General features: G+C 35.8%; 12 protein-coding genes. 1 reads left to right on the forward strand and 11 read right to left on the reverse strand.

Features of this window, described 5'->3' with window-relative positions; all coding sequences use genetic code 11:
• Window positions 1-191 precede the first annotated feature (191 nt).
• The 6 genes from AA089_RS00005 to AA089_RS00030 form a co-directional block, all read right to left on the reverse strand.
• Complete coding sequence (locus AA089_RS00005) at window positions 192-1,136, reverse strand: tryptophan 2,3-dioxygenase family protein (RefSeq protein ID WP_046754854.1); 945 nt, start codon at window positions 1,134-1,136, stop codon at window positions 192-194.
• A gap of 181 nt (window positions 1,137-1,317) precedes the next feature.
• Complete coding sequence (gene hppD / locus AA089_RS00010; RefSeq protein WP_046754855.1) at window positions 1,318-2,481, reverse strand: 4-hydroxyphenylpyruvate dioxygenase; 1,164 nt, start codon at window positions 2,479-2,481, stop codon at window positions 1,318-1,320.
• A 197-nt stretch (window positions 2,482-2,678) separates the two neighbouring features.
• The gene (locus tag AA089_RS00015) at window positions 2,679-3,848 is read right to left on the reverse strand and encodes a homogentisate 1,2-dioxygenase (RefSeq protein WP_046754856.1); all 1,170 of its coding nucleotides are present in this window, start codon (window positions 3,846-3,848) and stop codon (window positions 2,679-2,681) included.
• A gap of 286 nt (window positions 3,849-4,134) precedes the next feature.
• Window positions 4,135-6,369, reverse strand: a complete 2,235-nt coding sequence (locus tag AA089_RS00020; protein WP_046754857.1) for a patatin-like phospholipase family protein — start codon at window positions 6,367-6,369, stop codon at window positions 4,135-4,137.
• An 11-nt stretch (window positions 6,370-6,380) separates the two neighbouring features.
• Window positions 6,381-8,171, reverse strand: a complete 1,791-nt coding sequence (gene uvrC / locus AA089_RS00025) for an excinuclease ABC subunit UvrC (protein WP_046754858.1) — start codon at window positions 8,169-8,171, stop codon at window positions 6,381-6,383.
• A 160-nt stretch (window positions 8,172-8,331) separates the two neighbouring features.
• On the reverse strand, window positions 8,332-9,681 hold the full coding sequence (locus AA089_RS00030; RefSeq protein ID WP_046754859.1) for a Fic family protein: 1,350 nt from the start codon (window positions 9,679-9,681) through the stop codon (window positions 8,332-8,334).
• Between the two features lie 95 nt (window positions 9,682-9,776).
• Here AA089_RS00030 and AA089_RS00035 point away from each other — a divergent pair, with 95 nt between their 5' ends.
• Entirely contained in the window at window positions 9,777-10,340 is a 564-nt protein-coding gene (locus AA089_RS00035; protein ID WP_046754860.1) for a 5-formyltetrahydrofolate cyclo-ligase, read from the forward strand.
• Window positions 10,341-10,415: 75 nt separating this feature from the next.
• Here AA089_RS00035 and AA089_RS00040 read toward each other — a convergent pair whose 3' ends face one another.
• From AA089_RS00040 to AA089_RS00060, 5 genes are all read right to left on the reverse strand, one after another.
• A complete protein-coding gene (locus AA089_RS00040) occupies window positions 10,416-11,069 on the reverse strand; it encodes a lipoprotein signal peptidase (protein WP_046754861.1) in 654 nt (217 codons plus the stop codon).
• Window positions 11,070-11,129: 60 nt separating this feature from the next.
• A complete protein-coding gene (locus AA089_RS23385; protein ID WP_053002138.1) occupies window positions 11,130-11,750 on the reverse strand; it encodes a hypothetical protein in 621 nt (206 codons plus the stop codon).
• A 112-nt stretch (window positions 11,751-11,862) separates the two neighbouring features.
• Window positions 11,863-12,243: a TraR/DksA family transcriptional regulator gene (locus tag AA089_RS00050; protein WP_173427038.1), complete on the reverse strand. Its 381-nt coding sequence runs from the start codon at window positions 12,241-12,243 to the stop codon at window positions 11,863-11,865.
• A gap of 6 nt (window positions 12,244-12,249) precedes the next feature.
• A complete protein-coding gene (ileS, locus tag AA089_RS00055) occupies window positions 12,250-15,660 on the reverse strand; it encodes an isoleucine--tRNA ligase (protein ID WP_046754863.1) in 3,411 nt (1,136 codons plus the stop codon).
• A 116-nt stretch (window positions 15,661-15,776) separates the two neighbouring features.
• Complete coding sequence (locus tag AA089_RS00060; RefSeq protein WP_046754864.1) at window positions 15,777-20,699, reverse strand: LamG-like jellyroll fold domain-containing protein; 4,923 nt, start codon at window positions 20,697-20,699, stop codon at window positions 15,777-15,779.
• Between the last annotated feature and the right edge of the window lie 124 nt (window positions 20,700-20,823).

Genomic DNA, 20,823 nt, shown 5'->3' on the forward strand with positions numbered 1-20,823 from the left:
GGAAACCACTCGCTTTTGCACTGCAAATATAGAACGAGAATTATATTATGCAAGCATAGTATTTTACTTTAACAGTATTTTTATGATCACAAGTGTAGTTTGTTGGTGTTTCTTAACAACTCTTCAATAAACTTGATGTTTTATTGAAAAGTATGCAACATTATATCACTTCATTGGCTTCCAACTATTGGCTAATGCATTGTTTTATAGCCATCTAAATTGGTAATTCCCCAGTTTTCCAACTCTTCTTCACTCCAAAGTTCTGGAAAAAAGATTCTTCGTTGGTATTTTGGATGCATGTACTTCTGCCAGTCACTTCCACCAGTAGCTTCTGCATTTCCTTCTTGAGAGTTTATATATTTTGCCGCCGCATTGTAATGATGCATTACCCAACTTATGTTTACTGTATGGTCATAATGACGCATTGCATTGATCAACGCTGTATCATTTTGATAGTTTCTTGGCAATTGCTTAAATTTTGTCCACAAGTTGATGGTATTGTATTCTTTCATCCATGCAATGAGTTCTTTTTTGTATTTCTCATCAAAATTGACCATTAATTTACTGCGTTTCCCTGTTTTATGATCGTTTCCTGCCACTTGCCAATACATATTGTTATACGCATGTAAGTATGGAGTTTCACGATCAATAGTAGTTCTAAATCTGTAATCGATTAGATTGATTAATTCCGTAGAAGCGATTTCAATTTTTCGGTATTGCGCAGATTGAAAACCACTTGCAGGCGTTAACGTATCGCGGAATTTCATGTATTGCGTTACTTCCATTCCATCGCCCATAATGTCGAAAGAATTAGATAGTAAGTCAAAATAACGACTGATTCGCATTAAATGCATGATAAATTTTTCAGGTTGAATGTTCTCTGTGTGTGCTATTTGTTGCATTTCCCACAGAATCATTTTAAATATCAATTCATTGACTTGATGATATATTAAAAAAACCATTTCATCAGGCAGTTGCGTACGTTGCGTTTGCAATCCTAAAAGCGCGTCTACTTGAATAAAATCCCAGTATTTCATGGGTTCTGCATGCAATAATCCTGAAAGATGCACATCAGGATCTTGTCCCATATCCAAATATTTTTTGTCTATAGCGGCTAGTAATTCTTCTCTAGTCATGTTGTTATTTTTAGGGAAAGAAAGGTATTTTTAGTGTTGAACTGTGTCCTATTGAGCGCAGTCGAAATAGCTTTAAAAACTAGAGTTTCTAAGTTCTCGACTGCGCTCGAAATGACATTATAGTAAATAATTGAAAGATTGCTTTACTTCATTCGCAATGACACATCATTTGTGTTTCATTTTATAACGTTCCGCGTGCGGCTTGCTCTCTTTCAATCGCTTCAAATAGTGCTTTGAAGTTTCCTACTCCGAATGATTGTGCTCCTTTACGTTGAATGACTTCAAAAAACATTGTTGGTCGGTCTACAATGGTTTTGGTAAAAATTTGCAACAAATATCCTTCTTCATCTCTATCAATTAAGATTCCGTGTTTTCTGAGTTCGTCTACATCTTCATCAATATCGCCAACACGTTCTAATAAGTCATCATAGTACGTTTCTGGAACATATAAAAATTCTACGCCACGTTCGCGCATTTGCGAAACCGTCTCAATAATATTGTCTGTAGCAACTGCAATGTGTTGCACACCAGGTCCGTTGTAAAAGTCTAGATATTCTTCTATTTGCGATTTCTTTTTCCCTTCAGCTGGTTCATTTATTGGAAATTTTATACGACCGTTTCCGTTACTCATTACTTTACTCATCAGCGCGGTAAAATCTGTAGAAATGTCATCATCCGTAAACGAGATAATTTGTGCAAAGCCCATTACTTTTGCATAGAATTCACACCATTCTTTCATTTCTCCCCAACCTACATTTCCAACCATATGGTCAATAAATTTTAGTCCAACTGGCGTTGGATTGTAGTGAGATTCCCATTTTTGATATCCTGGTAAAAAGATACCGTTGTAGTTTTTACGTTCTACAAAGATGTGAACCGTTTCTCCGTAGGTATAAATTCCCGAACGCACTACATATCCATGTTCATCTTCTTCTTTGGTAGGTTCCATGTACGGTTTTGCACCTCTTTTTGTCGTTTCTTCAAAGGCTTTTGTAGCATCTTCAACCCAAAGTGCCACAACTTTTACGCCATCGCCATGAAGATCAATATGTTCGTTGATTTCGCCACCTTTTCCTAATGGAGTTGTTAAGACCAATCGGATTTTATCTTGCTTTAATACATACGAAACTCTGTCGGTTAATCCTGTTTCTAAACCTGCATAGGCTTCCGATTGAAATCCGAAAGCTGTTTTGTAGAAGTGTGCCGATTGTTTGGCATTTCCAACATATAATTCTACATAATCTGTTCCTAAGAGTGGAAGAAAATCTTCTGCGTCATCAAATAATTTTTTGAGTCCGTATTCTGTATTTTGTAAATCTTTTAAGTTTTTTATTTCTGCTGCCATCTTTTTATTTTTTACTCGATAATCGAGATTTAATATTTCAACGCTTGGTCGAAATGTTTTTTAATGTTTCCTCTAAATATCTCATTAACTCCCTACGACGTAGTTCATTATTTCTTTTTTAATTCATTGTATTCTTTATGAATTGAGTTACCACATAGCTCTGATATGCGTTGCAATATTAGTTGTGAGTCGTTTCATTAGTGATCGCCGTTTTCTAACCAAGATTTATAATAGTCTTCATCCGCAATTTTCATGGCTTCTTCCGTTACTTGTAATGGTTTGAATGTATCTACCATAACTGCCAATTCTTCGGTTTCTGTTTTTCCGATGCTTCGTTCTACAGCACCAGGATGTGGTCCGTGTGGAATTCCTGCTGGATGCAACGAAATGTGTCCTGCTTCTATGTCGTTTCTACTCATGAAATCGCCATCAACATAGTACAACACTTCATCACTGTCAATGTTACTATGATTGTACGGTGCTGGAATGCTTTGTGGATGGTAATCGTACAGTCGTGGTACAAATGAGCAAACGACAAATGCGTCTGTTTCAAAAGTTTGATGTACTGGTGGCGGTTGATGAATTCGTCCTGTTATAGGTTCAAAATCGTGAATTGAAAACGCGTATGGATAGTTGTAACCATCGTATCCAACTACATCAAAAGGATGCGTTGCGTAGACCATTTCAAAGATATCGCCTTGCTTTTTTACTTTGATTAAAAAATCTCCTTTTTCGTCATGAGTTTCTAATTCTTCAGGTCGTCTAAGATCGCGTTCGCAAAATGGCGAATGTTCTAAGAGTTGACCAAACCAGTTTCTATAGCGTTTTGGTGTGTATATTGGGCGATACGATTCTACAATGAATAATCGATTGTCGTCTGTATCAAAATCTAGTTTGTATATGATTCCGCGTGGCACTAATAAGTAATCTCCATATTTGAAATCGAGATTTCCAAGCATCGTTCGGAGTTTTCCTGTTCCTTTGTGAATAAAGATTAATTCGTCTGCATCTGTGTTTTTGTAGAAATATTCTCGTGTTGATTCTTTTGGTGCTGCTAAAATAATATTGCAATCGCTGTTGGTTAAGACTATTTTTCTACTGTCTAAATAATCTTGTTCTGGTGCTACTTGAAATCCGCGCAAGCGATATGATTGAATGTTATTGGTTTTTGCGATTTTTGGTGCAACACTGTATTGTTTGCGTATTTCTTTGACTTGTGTTGGTCGATGTTCGTGATAACTGTTTGTGGACATTCCGTCGAAACCGATCGTTCCAAAAAGCTGTTCGTAATACAAATCGCCATTTGGCTTTCTAAAAATCGTGTGTCTTTTGGGTGGAATGTTTCCTAATTTATGATAAAAAGGCATGTTGATTAATTTAAATGATTAAAAAATTAAACGATTAAAAAAATGCACCTTCTTATTCAGGATTTCGTTTGATAAGATAGTGTAAGTGCGCTAGTAAGTCGTTCCAAAAAGGTTTCACTTGTATAATTTTAGTAGCTGATTTTGTAACAGCTATACACAAATATCGGAATTATTTGGAGATTTTTAATGATTGAAGTCATGTTTGACTTTTATTTTGATGATTTCGTGAGATATAACAGCGTTTACAACCAAAAAATCCTACGATTGAAAAGGTATTTTTATCGAACTAAAACCAAAATCCAATACTGAAGTGTAGTGTATCTTTTTCAATATCTGGTGACCAAGCGTATTTTACTTGCAACGGACCGAAAAAAGTTTCCAATCCATAACCAACAGCATATCCATTAAAATCTGGTGTTGAGAACCATTCGCCATTGTCAAAGATATTTTGCCCTGCATTGGCGTAATTTGCCGTAAGGTTTATATGGTGTTTTTCATAAAAGTTATAATCTAAAATAAAACTTGCTTTGACAAAACTATCGCCTGTAAAACTTAAAAAATCGTACCCTAAAAAAGGCGTATAGTTGTTGATGAAGTTATTTCCAAATCCACCAAGCACAAAATCTAATGAATTGACATTTGTATCACCCAGTTTGAATCCGCCTTCTGTCGAAATGTTTAAGGAAAGATTGTCCATAATTGGTGTTGCATATCCTATTTTAGCTTTTGCTATTGAAAAGAGATCAAAGTTTTTTCGGTAATCTGATGAATAGAGATACCAATGAAAGTCTCCTGAAAAGAATACTCCTTTTGATGGGAAGTATTTGTTGTTGTACGTATCAAGTTTTAAAAATCCAAATGTGCTCAGAATATCGCTTCGTTCAAAAATAGTTTCTTCTTCATTTTCGTCACTGATGGTTTCTGAAGCGATTTTTAAGCGCTTGTGTTCGGCACCAATTCCAAATACAAACTCTTCACGAACAACAGTTTGCAAGTACAATTGATTGGTAAAGTCTGAAACTTCAATGTCTATTCGATTTAAGTCGGGATTTGACTGATCGTCACTGATTAAATCAAAACTTACGCCTCTTTCAAACGTATTGAAACGTGATTTGATTCCAATACTCCAATAATATCCTTTGTCTATGTAATATTCAAAGTTGTACCGAATGTTATCTCCAATGATAAAATCAAACGAAGCTACATCGTTATTAAATAATACATTTTTCTTTGTCACATTTATTAATCCTGCTGTTTTGTATACGTCGTCATAATGCGCTGCTAAACGTAGAAACATTTTACTAGGTCTTTCTCGCAAATTGAGCACAATATCTTCCGTTCCATCTTCATTTTTTAATGCTTTGTAACGAATTCCCGTAAAGTTTCCAGTTGCTGCCAAATTGCTAATTCCTTCCTGAAATTTTTGAAATGATACTTTCTTAGGTGTTTTAAATCGCAATTTACCACGTACATATGAACGTGTATATTTTTTGTTTCCACGTAAGTGAATGTAGTTTATGTTTAATGAATCTTTTACTTTTACAGGTTTTAAGATTCTTTTTTCACGTTGTTGAGCCGCTATTTTTTGCAATACGTTTAGTTGATTTCTTGCTGCTTCCTCACCTCGTATGATTAACTCGCTGCCTTTATCGAACGACATCACTGAAAATCCTAAAATATCTGGACGAATGTAGATATCCGTTTTTTTACTTTTTACTTTCATATCATTGATCGTTTGAAAGTTGTTGATTTGAGAAAGAATACTCATCGCAGAACGCAATCGCTCGCGAGTAGCCAAACCATCTTGCACATCTACACCAATGATGATATCTACATTTTTTGCTCTTATTTCATCAATGGGATAGTTATTGGTTACGCCACCATCAATTAATAACCGATCTTCTATAGGAATTGGTTCAAATAGGGAAGGAAATGCACCACTTGCCGTAATTGCTTCTGGCAAATATCCTTTGTCTAAAATGATTTGCTCGCCTTTTTCAATATCTGAGGCAATGCATAAAAACGGAATGGGCAATTTGCTAAAATCATCAATATGATCAACGTGCATGAGCAATTTTGCAAGCTTGTTATATACGTTTTGTCCTTTAGAAATTGCAGAAGGGAACGCAACTTTGAAGTTATCAAAAGGTAATGTAATTGCGTACCGTTCGGCATCTTCTTTTTCATAAAATGTTTTTACCGAACGCGGCAATTCGTCCTGTATTAATTTTTCAAAATCGGTAACTCGAAAGATGGAATCTATCTGGTTTCCTGAATATCCTGAAGCGTATAGTGAACCAATTATTGCGCCCATACTTGTTCCGCCAATATAATCGACTCTGATCCCTAGACTGTCTATAATTTTTAGGGTGCCAATATGTGCCAATCCTTTTGCACCACCACCACTTAGGACCAAACCTACGGTAAAGTCTTGCTTCTTTTTGTTAGTTTCTGTCGTATTTTGTGCAAAAACGAGAGAAGTACTTAGTAATAGTATGGCGATGTAAATCCACTTTTTCATTGGTAGGCGACTTATTTTTTATGAAAGTTATCGTATATTTTTTTTGCTCTGCTATCGCCAACAACTGTGGCAATTTCTTCACGTGAAGCAGCGGCAATACGTTTGACAGATTTGAATTTTTTTAGCAATTCTACAATGGTTTTTTCGCCAATTCCAGCAATGGTTTCTAGCTCTGAGTTTAACGCTTTATTACTTCTTTTATTTCTATGAAACGTAATTCCGAATCGATGTGCTTCGTTTCGCAAGTGCTGAATGATTTTGAGCGATTCACTTTTTTTGTCTAAATATAATGGAATTGAATCACCTGGATAATAAATTTCTTCCAAGCGTTTCGCAATTCCGATGATCGCAATTTTTCCACGTAAATTTAAGGCATCTAAACTTTTTAATGCAGAAGATAGTTGTCCTTTTCCACCGTCAATGACAATTAATTGTGGCAATGGTTGTTCTTCTGCCAGCAAACGTTTGTATCGGCGATAGACAACTTCTTCCATTGAAGCAAAATCATCTGGTCCAACCACCGTTTTTATGTTGTAATGTCGGTATTCTTTTTTGCTTGGCTTTCCGTTTTTAAACACCACACACGCCGCCACAGGATTTGTTCCTTGAATGTTAGAGTTGTCAAAACATTCAATATGTCTTGGCTCTTCGGATAGACGTAAATCTTTTTTCATTTGCATCATTATGCGATTTACATGCTTGTCAGGGTCGGTAAGTTTTATTTGCTTGAACCGTTCTTGTCGAAAGTATTTTGCATTTCGCAATGACAGATCGAGGATCCGTTTTTTGTCTCCTAGTTTTGGAATGGTAATTTTATATTTTTCGCCAACTTCTACTTTGAAAGGCACATATAGTTCTTTGCAATTGGTTTGAAAACGTTGATGAATTTCTGTAATAGCAAGTTCGAGTAATTCTTTGTCTGTTTCGTCAAGTTTCTTTTTTATTTCCATCGTATGCGAACGAACAATAGAACCTAACGAAAGTTGCAAATAGTTGATATAACCGAAACTTTCGTCTGAAATGATAGAGAATACGTCAACATTACTGATTTTAGGATTTACAATTGTTGATTTTACTTGATAGTTTTCTAAGATCTCTATTTTTTCTTTGACTTTTTGTGCCGCTTCAAATTCCATAGCTTCTGCTAGCGTTTTCATTTGTGCTTTGAATTGCTGTAAAGAATCTTTGAAGTTTCCTTTTATAATTTCGCGAATCGCTTTGATATCTTCATCATAACTATGTACTGTTTGATAGCCTTCACACGCGCCTTTGCAGTTTCCTAAGTGATATTCTAAACAGACTTTGTATTTGCCTGAATTTATTTTTTCTTGTGATAAATCGTAGTTACATGTACGTAACGGGTATAGTCCTTTGATTAAGTCTAATAGTGTCCGAACCGTTTTCATACTCGTATATGGACCAAAGTATTCTGAACCGTCTTTGATCATTCTCCGTGTGGGAAATACACGCGGAAAACGTTCATTTTTGATACAAATCCACGGATACGATTTGTCGTCTTTTAGTAATACATTGTACCGCGGTTGGTATTTTTTTATGAGATTATTTTCTAGTAATAACGCATCTGTTTCCGAAGCAACTACGATGTGTTTTATGGACGCAATTTTTTTGACTAAAACCCTTGTCTTACCATATTCATGATTTTTGGTAAAGTAGGATGCAACCCTTTTTTTTAGATTTTTAGCTTTCCCTACATACAACAATTTCCCTTCCTTATCATAGTATTGATACACGCCAGGATTGGTTGGTAATGTTTTGAGTTGTAGTTCTAGTGCTTCGGTCATTGGGTAGTATTGAGTACTGAGATGTTAGTATTGAGATGTAGTGTTTCGCTTTTGGTTGTTTGTTGTTTGTTGTTTGTTATTCGAAAATACTTTTATGTTTTGAAGTTGGAAATTGAATTCACAAGTGTAAAATAATCGAATTATTACGTATCACTTTGACTCAATAACTTTTATTTTTATTGGAGTTTTTGGAGTTTTCTTTTTTTGAAATGATTTTTTCAATGTAGTTTTTATGCACTTTAATGGTTTTATTAACTATTTGATTGATTTCACTTTCACTTAGTTCCGTCCTGTAGTTCTTCTCTAATAGGACTCTTGAAATCAATTCCTTTTCAGTTTTTTCATTAAAAAGTATAGAGTAATTTTCTGGTTTAAAAATAAATTTCACATCAAAACCAAAACTTTCTTTAACTGAAGCTATATTAATTTCGCTTGTTATTAATGAAATTATGAATTCGCTCACTATAGGTTTTGATTGATTATTCATTGATGGAAATGTACGTGTAGCTCCTACTACGTTTACATCAGCGTAAAAGTTTTTGAAAAGTTTCTTTTGTTTTAATTTAATTTCCTCTAAAAGTCTATGTCCAGATTTTTTTAAAATATTATTTACTATTTGAGAGTTTATATTTATAGTATCATTACTATTAATAAACGCTAATCGCTGCTCCAACAAAGCCAATTCCTTCCCCACATCATCATCTTCCTCAACACTTTCTCCTTTCGCACCAGAAATCATCAATTCTAACGAATACACTAAATTTTGTGCAATATAATTGATGAATGCTTCAATATTTCCTGCATCTGCTAATTGTAATGCGGCAAAATAGTTTTCTTTGTCTTCGGTTTTGATAATGGTTGGTGGGAAGCCGTATTTCATCAATATAAAGTTCATGATGATTCGTGCGGTTCGTCCGTTTCCATCATCAAACGGATGAATTCGTATAAACCTATAGTGAAATTCTGCCGCAACTAATATTGGATTTATCGTTTCTTCTTTTGTCCTATTTCTATACCAATTGAGTAAATCAGTCATTTTTGCAGGTGTTTCTTCAGGTGCTGCAAAACGCAATATTTCTCCTGTAACCGTTTCTACATGGTTTGGTGTTTTTTTGTATTCGCCAACATGCACTTTCTTTTTTGTTGGTTTTCCATCAGCAGTTTTTGCATCAACTTCGTACGGCTCTTTTAGTAGTAATTGATGAATTTGTCGAATAAAACTTTCGCTCAATGGACGATCGCCTTTAACTAAATCCAAAACCCAATTGATAGCTTCATTATGTCCTGTGACTTCAATATGATCTTTGAGTGGTTTTCCTTGCGCCGTAATGTTAAACAACAATAATGCTTTTGTTTCTCCGTACGTCAACGAGTTTCCTTCTAAATGATTTGAATGGTAATTCCAATCTAAACGAAATTTCTGTATGATGATTGCTTCCTTTTCAGGATCAATTGGTCGCAATGAATCTAATTCTTTCTTGAGTTTTAATGCCTTTTCTAATTCTTTCATAATACGCCTATTCCAAACAAAGTTACTCGCAATTATTCCAAAAACAAAGTAATAGCATTTCTACATTTTCTATTTTTGTGTTAAATATTGTATTCATGTCAAAATCTGCCTTGCGAAAGCATTATAAAAATAAGCGAAATGCACTAACTCCTGAACAGTTGGACAATTTTAGTTTGGCAATTGCCAATAATGTGTTGCAACTTCCCATTTGGGAACATCGTTATTATCATTTGTTTTTGACGATTGCCGAACAGAAAGAGGTTGATACCGAGTTTATTTTGAATATTTTGGCTGGAAAAGATAAAGATATCATTTTGTCTAAAAGTAATTTTGAAGATAGTTCGTTGACACATTTTCTCCTTACAGATAACACTGTAATTAAGAAAAACGCATACAACATTCCTGAACCTATTGATGGTATTGAAGTTCCTTCCAATAAGATTGATGTGGTTTTTGTGCCTTTGTTGGCATATGATACCAATGGAAATAGAATTGGCTATGGAAAAGGTTTTTACGATCGGTTTTTAGCCGATTGCAAACCCGATGTGATCAAAGTTGGTTTGTCCTTTTTTCCTCCTGAAGCAACTTTATTTACAGCAGATGCAACAGATATTGGTTTGGATTTTTGTGTTACTCCAGAAGAAGTTTTTGAGTTTTAACTTGTTTCTCGATACTATTTTTCATGTTTTTGACTTTCGTCAAACAAGAAAAATCACTCGAAATGACAAGAATTTTTATTCTGAAGCTATTTCTTCTTCAACCACAATTTCTTTTACGTTTTTCGGTTGCTTCGGAAACGCTCTCTTATTAAAGATAATCAACAACAAAACACCAATGGTAATTGCTGAATCTGCAATATTGAATACTGGATCAAAGAAGGTAAAACGGTCGCCACCAACCCACGGCATCCATTCTGGCAATGTCGTATCAACCATAGGGAAATAGAGCATGTCTACAACGTGTCCGTGAAATACGGAAGCATAACCGCCAGCTTCAGGCATAAATGTAGCCAATCCGCTATCAAGTGTACTTTCACTGAATAGAATTCCATAGAATACCGAATCGATAATGTTTCCAAACGCACCTGCAAAGATTAATGCTATGGCTACAATGAGTACGCGTGATGCTTTTTTCTTTACTTCTGTGTGCAACCAATATCCGATAGCTGTGATGGCAAATAATCGGAAAAGAGTTAGGAAGAGTTTTCCGTAATTTCCAGGCAATTCAACGCCCCAAGCCATTCCTCTGTTTTCTACAAAGAGAATTTTGAACCAGCCAAATACGTTTACTGATTCGCCTAAAGTGAAGTTTGTTTTGATGTATATTTTACTGATTTGGTCAATGAGTAAGACCAAAATAATGATTCCAATAGCTTTTTTTAATGACATGTGTCGTGTAATTTCCGATTGAATTTGAAAACCCTAATTGTTGGCTAAAATAAGAATATTTTACGCTTTTTCAGCAGAATATGTAATCTTTCCATTGTTTGCTTTTAATTCTATTTTTTTTCCGCTTTTGTAAAATATGACATGATGATCTGTATGCGTTTCTAAAGTTGGCATTTTTGCGTCAATGTATTGAATGTTTCCTTTTTTGGTTTGAATTTTCGCTTCACTACGAAAGTTGCTTAACGTAAAGTTTCCTGAGATGAGTATTGCCAAAAACCGTTTGTAATTTCCTTGAATGTGAACTTGCGTTCCGTCGCCTTCTAGCTGCACTTTTAGTTGATTAGGAATGTAGATATTCATGACTACAGAAAAGACTTTGTGCGCGCTTAGTTTGTCATTTGGAATTTCGAAATCTTCTGCCAATTCACACGAAACCTGAATTTGCTTGTTTTTGGTTGACGTAATGATGTTTAAATCGCGATAGTATTCACCTTCCATTTTGGTTTCAATGGTAATGACTTTATCATTTGTACTGATGATGTTGAGTTGAAATATTTTATCGGCATCAATTCTGATTTCATCAATTTCGTAGATGGAAAAGGTTTGTTGTGTTATTTTTTGGGCAACGCACATGGTATTTACACAGAAGAGAAAACAGAGTATGTATAGCGTTTTTTTCATTTTTTTTGAATACCACAAGCTTTTTGAGTGCTTCTTACAGACTACTCAATATTAAGTTTCACTAAACACAAAAAGCGCTCAAATAGAGCGCTTTTTGTACAGTATATAGTTTTTATTTTTGCATGTTTTTTGCTTCAATGCTTAAGGTAGCATGTGGAACTAATTTAAGACGCTCAGGATTGATTAATTTCCCCGTAACTCTACAAATTCCGTATGTTTTGTTTTCAATACGAATGATTGCATTTTTTAAGTCGCGGATAAATTTTTCTTGACGAATGGCCAACTGCATGTTTTTTTCTTTGGACATGGTTGTAGAACCTTCTTCAAATGCTTTGAATGTTGGCGACGTATCGTCCGTACCATTGTTGTGGTCGTTCATATACGCACTTTTTAACAATTCTAAGTCTTTTTTTGCTTGATCAATTTTGTTCTGAATGATTACTTTGAATTCTTCAAGCTGCTTGTCTGAGTATCTTATTTTAGTGTCTTCCATGATGTGTTACATTTTTTTAATAAATAATCTGGTATTTACCTCATCGAAAGCAATTTCTATTCCATTTTCTAGTTGGTCTACAAATACGAGCTCTTCTGTTAGTGTTTCAAGCTTTATGTATTCTTTATTTGTTTGTATTGCATCAACTAAATGTTCATCTTTTTGTAGTGATACATGTATTTTGTCTGTGACTTCAAATCCTGAATCTTTACGTACATTTTGAATTCTATTGACAAGTTCTCTTGCAATTCCTTCTTTACGTAATTCATCCGTAATTGTTACATCTAGCGCTACAGTTATTCCTCCCGAATTGGCTACTAACCAACCTTCAATATCTTGAGAAGTTATTTCTACTTCTGTTATGTCTAATGTACTATTTTTTCCGTTAATTTCTACAGGTATTTTTCCTGTTTTTTCAATTTCGGCAATTTCTTCTTGTCCAAACTGCATTATTACTGCCGCAGCAGCTTTCATATCTTTCCCAAATTTTGGTCCTAAGACTTTAAAATTAGGCTTTATTTGCTTTACTAATATGCCTGAAGCGTCGTCTAATAATTCTACTTCTTTTACGTTGACTTCAGATTTTATTAATTCGGCTACAGCCAAAATTTCCTCTTTGGTTTGCGCATCTAATACAGGAATCATGATTCGTTGCAATGGTTGACGCACTTTGATCTTTTCTTTAGCTCTTAACGATAATACTAAGGAAGATATTGTTTGCGCGTTTTCCATTTTACGTTCTAATGACTTGTCAATGAATGCTTCATCATACGTTGGAAACTTAGCCAAATGTACACTTTCAAAGTTTTCTGTAGTTGTCGCTTCCGTTAAATCTTTGTAAAGTCTGTCCATATAGAAAGGTGCAATTGGCGCTCCTAACTTGGCAACATTTAACATACATGTGTATAATGTTTGGTACGCAGATATTTTATCGTGTTGGTAATCGCCTTTCCAGAATCTTCTTCTGCTCAATCTCACAAACCAGTTGCTTAGGTTTTCTTGAACAAATTCTGAGATGGCTCTTGCGGCACGAGTTGGTTCATATTCCGCGTAGAATTGATCAACATTTTTGATGAGTGTGTGCAATTCTGAAAGTATCCAACGATCGATTTCTGGACGTTCTGCTAACGGAATTTCTGCTTCGCTGTAGCTAAAATTGTCAATGTTTGCATATAAACAGAAGAACGAATAGGTGTTGTATAGTGTTCCAAAGAATTTACGACGCACTTCTGCAATTCCTTCTAAGTCAAATTTTAGATTGTCCCAAGGATTTGCATTTGAAATCATGTACCAACGTGTTGCATCGGCTCCGTATGTGTCTAAGGTTTTAAATGGATCAACGGCATTTCCGAGACGTTTGGACATTTTTTGTCCGTCTTTGTCTAATACCAAACCGTTTGATACTACATTTTTGTAAGCAACCGAATCGAATACCATGCTTCCTATCGCGTGAAGTGTGTAGAACCAACCACGTGTTTGATCGACACCTTCGGCAATAAAGTTTGCTGGATAGCTTTCGTTATTGTCGATGAGTTCTTTGTTTTCAAACGGATAGTGCCATTGTGCATATGGCATGGAACCAGAATCGAACCAAACATCAATGAGATCACTTTCGCGCTTCATTGGCTTCCCAGAAGGTGAAACTAATGTGATTCCATCAACGATATGTTTGTGTAAGTCTACTTTGTCATAGTTTTCTTCTGACATGTTTCCGACTTCAAAATCAGCATAGACATCTTTCGTTTCTACACCAGCTTCAATGGCTTTTTGGATTTCAGATTTTAATTCGGCTAACGAACCAATGATGAGTTCTTCTTTACCGTCTTCTGTACGCCATATTGGCAATGGAATTCCCCAGAAACGTGAACGTGATAGGTTCCAGTCGTTTGCACCAGCAATCCAGTTTCCAAAACGTCCTTCCCCAGTAGATTTTGGTTTCCAGTTTATGGTTTGATTTAAGTCGTACATTTTGTCTTTTACATCCGTGATTTTGATAAACCAAGAATCTAGTGGATAGTATAAGATTGGTTTGTCCGTACGCCAGCAATTTGGGTAACTATGGACATATTTTTCTACTTTGAATGCTTTGTTTTCTGTTTTTAGTTTGATTGCCAACTCGACATCAACTGATTTTTTAGGTGCTTCTCCGTCTGTGTAGTATTCATTTTTTACATATTTACCTCCAAACTCGCCTAATTCTGGTCTAAATTTACCTTGCAAATCGACTAAAGGCACAGGATTTCCATTGTCATCTAAAACTAATAATGGTGGAATTTCTGGTGTTGCTTGTTTGGCAACTAAGGCATCATCTGCTCCAAATGTTGGCGCCGTGTGTACAATTCCTGTTCCGTCTTCTGTAGTTACGAAATCTCCAGAGATGACTCTGAAGGCATGTTCTGCATTTTCGTATGGCAACGCATAGTCTAATAGTTGTTCATATTTGATGCCTACTAAGTCGTTTCCTTTGTGCTCACTCGTAATTAGGTATGGTATTTTTTTGTCTCCTTCCTTGTAAGCGGCTACTTCTTCTTGTGTTGCTACTTGCGTGAATTTTTTACCTGCAAATTGTTTTCCAACCAAATTTTTTGCTAACACCACGTTTATTGGCTCAAACGTGTATTGATTGTATGTTTTTACAACTACATAATCGATTTTTGGCCCAACTGTTAGTGCCGTGTTTGATGGTAATGTCCACGGAGTTGTTGTCCATGCTAAGAAATGCAAGTCACCTTCTACGTTTTGTAATGCTTCAGGCAGTGTTTCTTTGATGGTTTTGAATTGAGCAACAATCGTTGTATCCGTAACATCTTGATAGGTTCCAGGTTGGTTTAATTCGTGCGAACTTAAACCTGTTCCTGCTTTTGGCGAATAAGGTTGAATAGTATATCCTTTGTACATTAAATCTTTGTCATAGATTTGTTTTAGCAACCACCAAACGCTTTCCATGTATTTTGATTTGTACGTGATATACGGATCGTCCATATTTACCCAATATCCTGTACGGCGCGTCATGTTGTTCCAGATATCTGTGTAACGCATGACTGCTTTTTTACACGCTTCGTTGTATTCTTCTATGGTAATTTTTTTACCAATGTCTTCTTTGGTAATTTGCAGTTCTTTTTCAACGCCCAATTCTATTGGAAGTCCGTGTGTATCCCAACCTGCTTTACGTTTTACTTGGAATCCTTTTTGTGTTTTGTAGCGGCAAAAAATATCTTTTATCGCTCTGGCTAATACGTGATGAATTCCTGGTAATCCGTTTGCTGACGGTGGTCCTTCGAAAAATACGAATGATTCAGCGCCTTCTCTTGAACTTATGCTTTTTTCAAAGATGTTGTTTTCTTCCCAATAGTTTAGTATTTCGTCTGCAACTACTGGTAAGTCTAGTCCTTTATATTCTGTAAATTTATTAGCCATTTTTTATGCTGTATATTGAATTTGCGAAATTAATGAATTTCATTGAATTGTAATGTGTTAAACAAAAAAAGACCACTTGAAAATCAAGTGGTCTTTTTATATATATGTTTTCTGTGTTATTGGATGACTAGTTTTTTACTAATTTTTCCTTTTTCAGAATAGATTCCTATGATATATATACCACTTGCTTTGTCTTTGATAGGAATTCGAATAATGTTTTGATTCATTCCTTCTTTTGTAGACATTATTTTTTGTCCTAGAATGGAATGCATGTCAATCCCTGTTAGCGGAATATCCGTATTGTTTGTAATAACAATTTCTTCTGTTTCCGTATCTGTATATACTGTAATTCCATTTTGAAGAATTTCTTCATTGATGCTTAGTGTGTTTTCTGGTTGGAAAACCAATGCATAACGATCGTTTGTTTCTCCAGCAGGCAGCGTTATACTAAAGTCACTTGCACGTAAATCGTGCGTTGTTCCCGTGATAAGGTCTTTTATGTAGATTTCTAGGTTACTATCAATATTTTCTAATTGATCAATATTGATGGTACCAACACCACCATTTTCAGAGATAAAACCAAGTGCAATTTCTCTACTATCGTGGAATTTATGAAGCGTTTGAATTACATATTCTTCACTTTGTAAGTACCAATACATATCATCATTAGCGACATAGATAGATTTTCCTTCTTCACCTCTTACAACAGCATCTGAAGCTCTTCTATCAGATACAACTACTATTTGTCTGTGAAAGCCTTGAGGATTTGTATATCCTAAACGAATTTTTTCTCTAGTGTCTTTTGGAATATTGTATTGTTCGTAAATGTCATCTAGTGTCGGATCGTTTTCTGGACTCGCATCTGTATCAGTTGTTTCAGGTTCATTTTCAGGTTCATTTTCAGGATTTACAAATATCCCTGGATTTGTTGGATCGTTATCGTTTGTTCCTCGTACAAATGTTGCAAATTCAAAAGTGAATATGTATTCAGGTAAAAATAATCGTTGCGCGTTGTTGAATTCTACAGTGGTAGTTAATCCGTTTCCAGCAATATTATCTCCTTGCACAAAGAAACCTTGTCCTACAGGAATGTATCTTTTTGGCGTTTTTGCCCCAGAACCTGTGGAGCTTACTGATGGATGTGACATTGCAGGCACACCAACACCTGATCCTGGTCCTGTAGATGAATATGTTGCATAACCACCTTGATAATCTAATAGTGTATGCGTTCCGCCTCCCCAATGTTCCCAGAAGTATATTGTTCCTTCCATGTCTGGGTTATCTTGTATAAAGAGATCCGCATCTAATGAACTTGGATAAGGATTTCCTACTAGGTATAAGTTTGTATCGCCAAGTGGACCTACTGAAATGTCTCCGTTGTTTGGCTTTCCTCTAAATACGTAGTTTTGTTCTTCTCGTTCATCGGCAATTGGAGAGGTTCCTTTCATTGTAAACCCTTCTCCTGGTGATATTGCTCCCGTATTTCTTACAAATTGCCAAGCATTGTAATCTTCGTCGGCACCATTTACAAATTTATAAATCCATCGTGTACTAATTGTAATTGGAGGGCCAACGGCTCCGTTTTCATTAGGTGTCCAAGTGATGGTAGCTGGCGAAGCTGGTGTTGTTCCGTCTAAAAATACACCACCAAGTGTAAAGTCTTGGTTATTAACCGATGTGTTTATGTTACTTACAGGAGACGACCAATAGTTGTATGTATATCTACTCGCTGTTCCTTGTTGATCTTTTTCAATGAATCCTGCACTTGAAGTTGCTAATTCACTACTGGTTTGTTGGATAAATTGACTTTCTCCGTTTAGATCCAGTATACCATCTAATTCAGCATACCAAGTATTCGTTAATCCAAATCCTGTACCTGCCGTAAAAGCAAATGGTGAAGGATTCGTAATTACAGGGTTTGTTCCTGATACTGTTAGTTTGTTTCCTGAATTGACAAATAAGCCAAGTGTTGTGTAACTTGCATTTGCTACAACATCATTTTGTACTCTTACGATGGACCAATTTTTCAAATCTGATGATGGCGTATCCCAAACTGTTCCATGTACCCATGTAGCATCGTCTTCCCAGTTTCCATCTGCTGTAGAAATGTATGGCATTGGAGCTGTTTGCGCTTCTAAAGACGCTATATTTTTCATGTACGCAGAGTTTCCATTCCCTGTTTGATCTTCTATACGATTTCCTTTGATATCAGACATGTTGTAGTAACATATTAAGGATGACCAAGGAACATTGGCATTTGTTGTAAAGTCTTCAATGTCTTTTGGAATTACAGTTCCTCTTACATTGAGTCCATTTTGTTCTACTTCTTGATAAATCATTTCTCGCATTTGATCTTGGGTAAGTGCTACATCAAATATTTTTACCTCATCAATAGAACCTCTAAAGTAGTTGGTTCCTACAACAGTTCCCATTCGGAAAGGATTAGGATTAGGCGTTAGTGGATCAATGGTACTAGCTCCTAAAACTTTACCGTCGATATAAAGAGTTGCAAAACCAGTAGCCGTATTGGATATGATTGCAAAGTGTACCCAATTAGTATTCGATGCTGAACCTGGTTGTGAGAAACCACCATTTTGTCCTTCTGTAATTGCTAAACGCACTGCATTGTCAAGGAAAAATTCATATTGATCTGTTACTCCTAAAATTCTTTTTACAGCTACTGATAACTGACCTGGATTTTTTACCCAAGCCATCACGGAATAGTCTGTTAATCCATCAGTTGTAGGAGTTTTATCTTCCACGAAGTCATCTACTCCATCAAAGAATAAAGCATTTGAACCTGTTAATTGTTGTGGCTCTGCTAATGTGAAGTATTCGCCATCAGAAAGATTTATGCCTGTAAATGTTAATACACCTCCAACATTGGTTCCTGTATAGTTTTCATAGTTTGTAAAGCCAGTATTGTCAGCTATGTATAATTCTAAATCATCAAGATTTGCAATTCCACTAGCACTCATATCAAACTCTAATGTTACTGCACCTACGTCAGCACTACTTTCACGAGCTAACCAAATTTTGTTTAACATTCCAAATGTTCTTTCTGGTAATGTCGAGGTTTGAATTGTTTCTGCAAGTCCATTGTTACCAACAATTAGGTAACTTTGGTTAGACGGAAAACTTCCACTTTCTACTTCCATTGTTAATACGTCTGCAGGACTAACATTGACACTTTTAGATTTGGTTTGCATTAGCGCAGAATTGTCATCTCGTGCTATTCCAAATACGTTGAAGCCATATCCTGCATTTACGCTACCGTCCCAAATTATGTTTCCACTTGAATCGATATAGTCTTTACTTGTTCCTGCATATCCAAAAGGAGTAGCTGTATTACTTGGTGTATCCCAGAAAGCATCGTTAGAACCTAGTGTAATTCCATATTTAATTGCTAAATACGATTCTACTTTTTCAAGTTCTGCAGTAGATAAGTCTCTATCATATATGATAACTTCTGCGATTTCGCCACTGTATCTGTAACCTGAACCGTTATTTCCACCACCATTTCTTCGAGCTCCAATTAGGACATCGACACCTGTTGCATCTCCAGATTGCACTCCATCATTACGATCGTCAGGATCTAACACTCCATTTACATATGGTGTTAATCTTGTCAGTGGATCTCCTGTATCAGCAACAACTCCAGCAGTTAATTTAGGTTCATTTAGCGCATATATTGTTCCCCAGCGCACTGCTTGCTGAGTTCCTCCACCGCCAGTTCTACCTAAAGTATGATGTAATACTCTATCAGTACCTCCGAACCAAACTTGGTAGTTTCTAATATTGTTATTTCCTTTACATAATACGGTTCCTGTAGATGTTCCATTGGTAATTACCATCGTTATAATGGTCATTTCATCTGTAAGTGGTTGCAAATCTAATTCGGGCTGATCTCCTAAATTGAGAAATTGAGATCCTGTAAATTGTAGTACAGGATTAAAATTTAATCCATCGGTAATAAGTTGTGCATCCGAAGAACCTTGTGAAACAGCAGTAAATGAGTTTGCAGATTGATCTGTCCAACTGTCTACATCAGTTCCTGTGAGTGAAGTTCCTGCATCGGCTTTTAACCACAGTTGTAAATTTGATGAAACGTTTCCAGGACTTATAAAAGGTAGCGCTCCATTTCCTGAGATAGCGAAGGAGAAAGACTGTTCTGAAATATCAGGATCGTTGTTTGATATTATGATTTCTGCTACAGCTATTCCTACTAATGTAGGTGAAAACGTGACTTGAAATGTTGTGGTTTCGCCTGTGGATAACGTTAGATCAGATGGTTGTGACGTAATTGTAAAAGCAGGATTGCTTCCAACACCAAAACTTACTGCTGGGTTTGAAAGTAATAAATCTGTTGATGATGTTCCTGTATTTTCAATCGTGAATGTTCTGGTTATCATATCGGAACTTATGGTTCCACTACCAAAGTCTGTATCATCTGTTGTAGATGTTGTGAGTGTACCGTCAGTTATTTCTACTCCATTTCCACTCACAAAAATGTCTGGTGGTGTCAAAGGGATAATAATATTTACGGTATAATCTTCTACTTCTCCAAAATCAAAAGTTCCACAAGGTCCGCCTGTTAAAGTTCCAGGTGTGTTGGAATATTCCATGCGTACACGCATCCGTGTATTTCCAGGTAATGCTGATAGTGGAGCTACAAAGTTTCCAGAAACTGTTGGCACTACACTAGCTCCGCTTGCAAAGACACGTTCACTAGCTTCAAATGCATCATTTTGATTGTAATCAATCCATACACTCACTCCTTCATCGTAAATAGTACCAACCCAAAATTTTGTAACCGCAACTGAAGTGGAAACTCCGGCTGTTATGTTACCAGGCGTTAGCCCTGTTAAGTTAGTATATCCGATTCCTGGTGAGGAAGTGTCAAAATTTAATGATGTACCATTTAGAACAACTTCACTTATGTATTCGTCAACAACACTATTACCTTGAGAGGCGCAATATTGTGCTTTTACAAAAGTAAAGCATAGCAAAAATGCTATGAGTGTGTAAGTTTTTTTCATGAGATTAAGAATTAAGGCGCAATAAAAATACTTTTTTTACCGTAAACTAACTAATATTGATGTCTTTACTATTAATTAATTTAGATAAAATCGCTTAAATAGTCGACGAATGAGTACATAAATT

The organism is Kordia jejudonensis (assembly GCF_001005315.1).
GTDB lineage: Bacteria > Bacteroidota > Bacteroidia > Flavobacteriales > Flavobacteriaceae > Kordia > Kordia jejudonensis.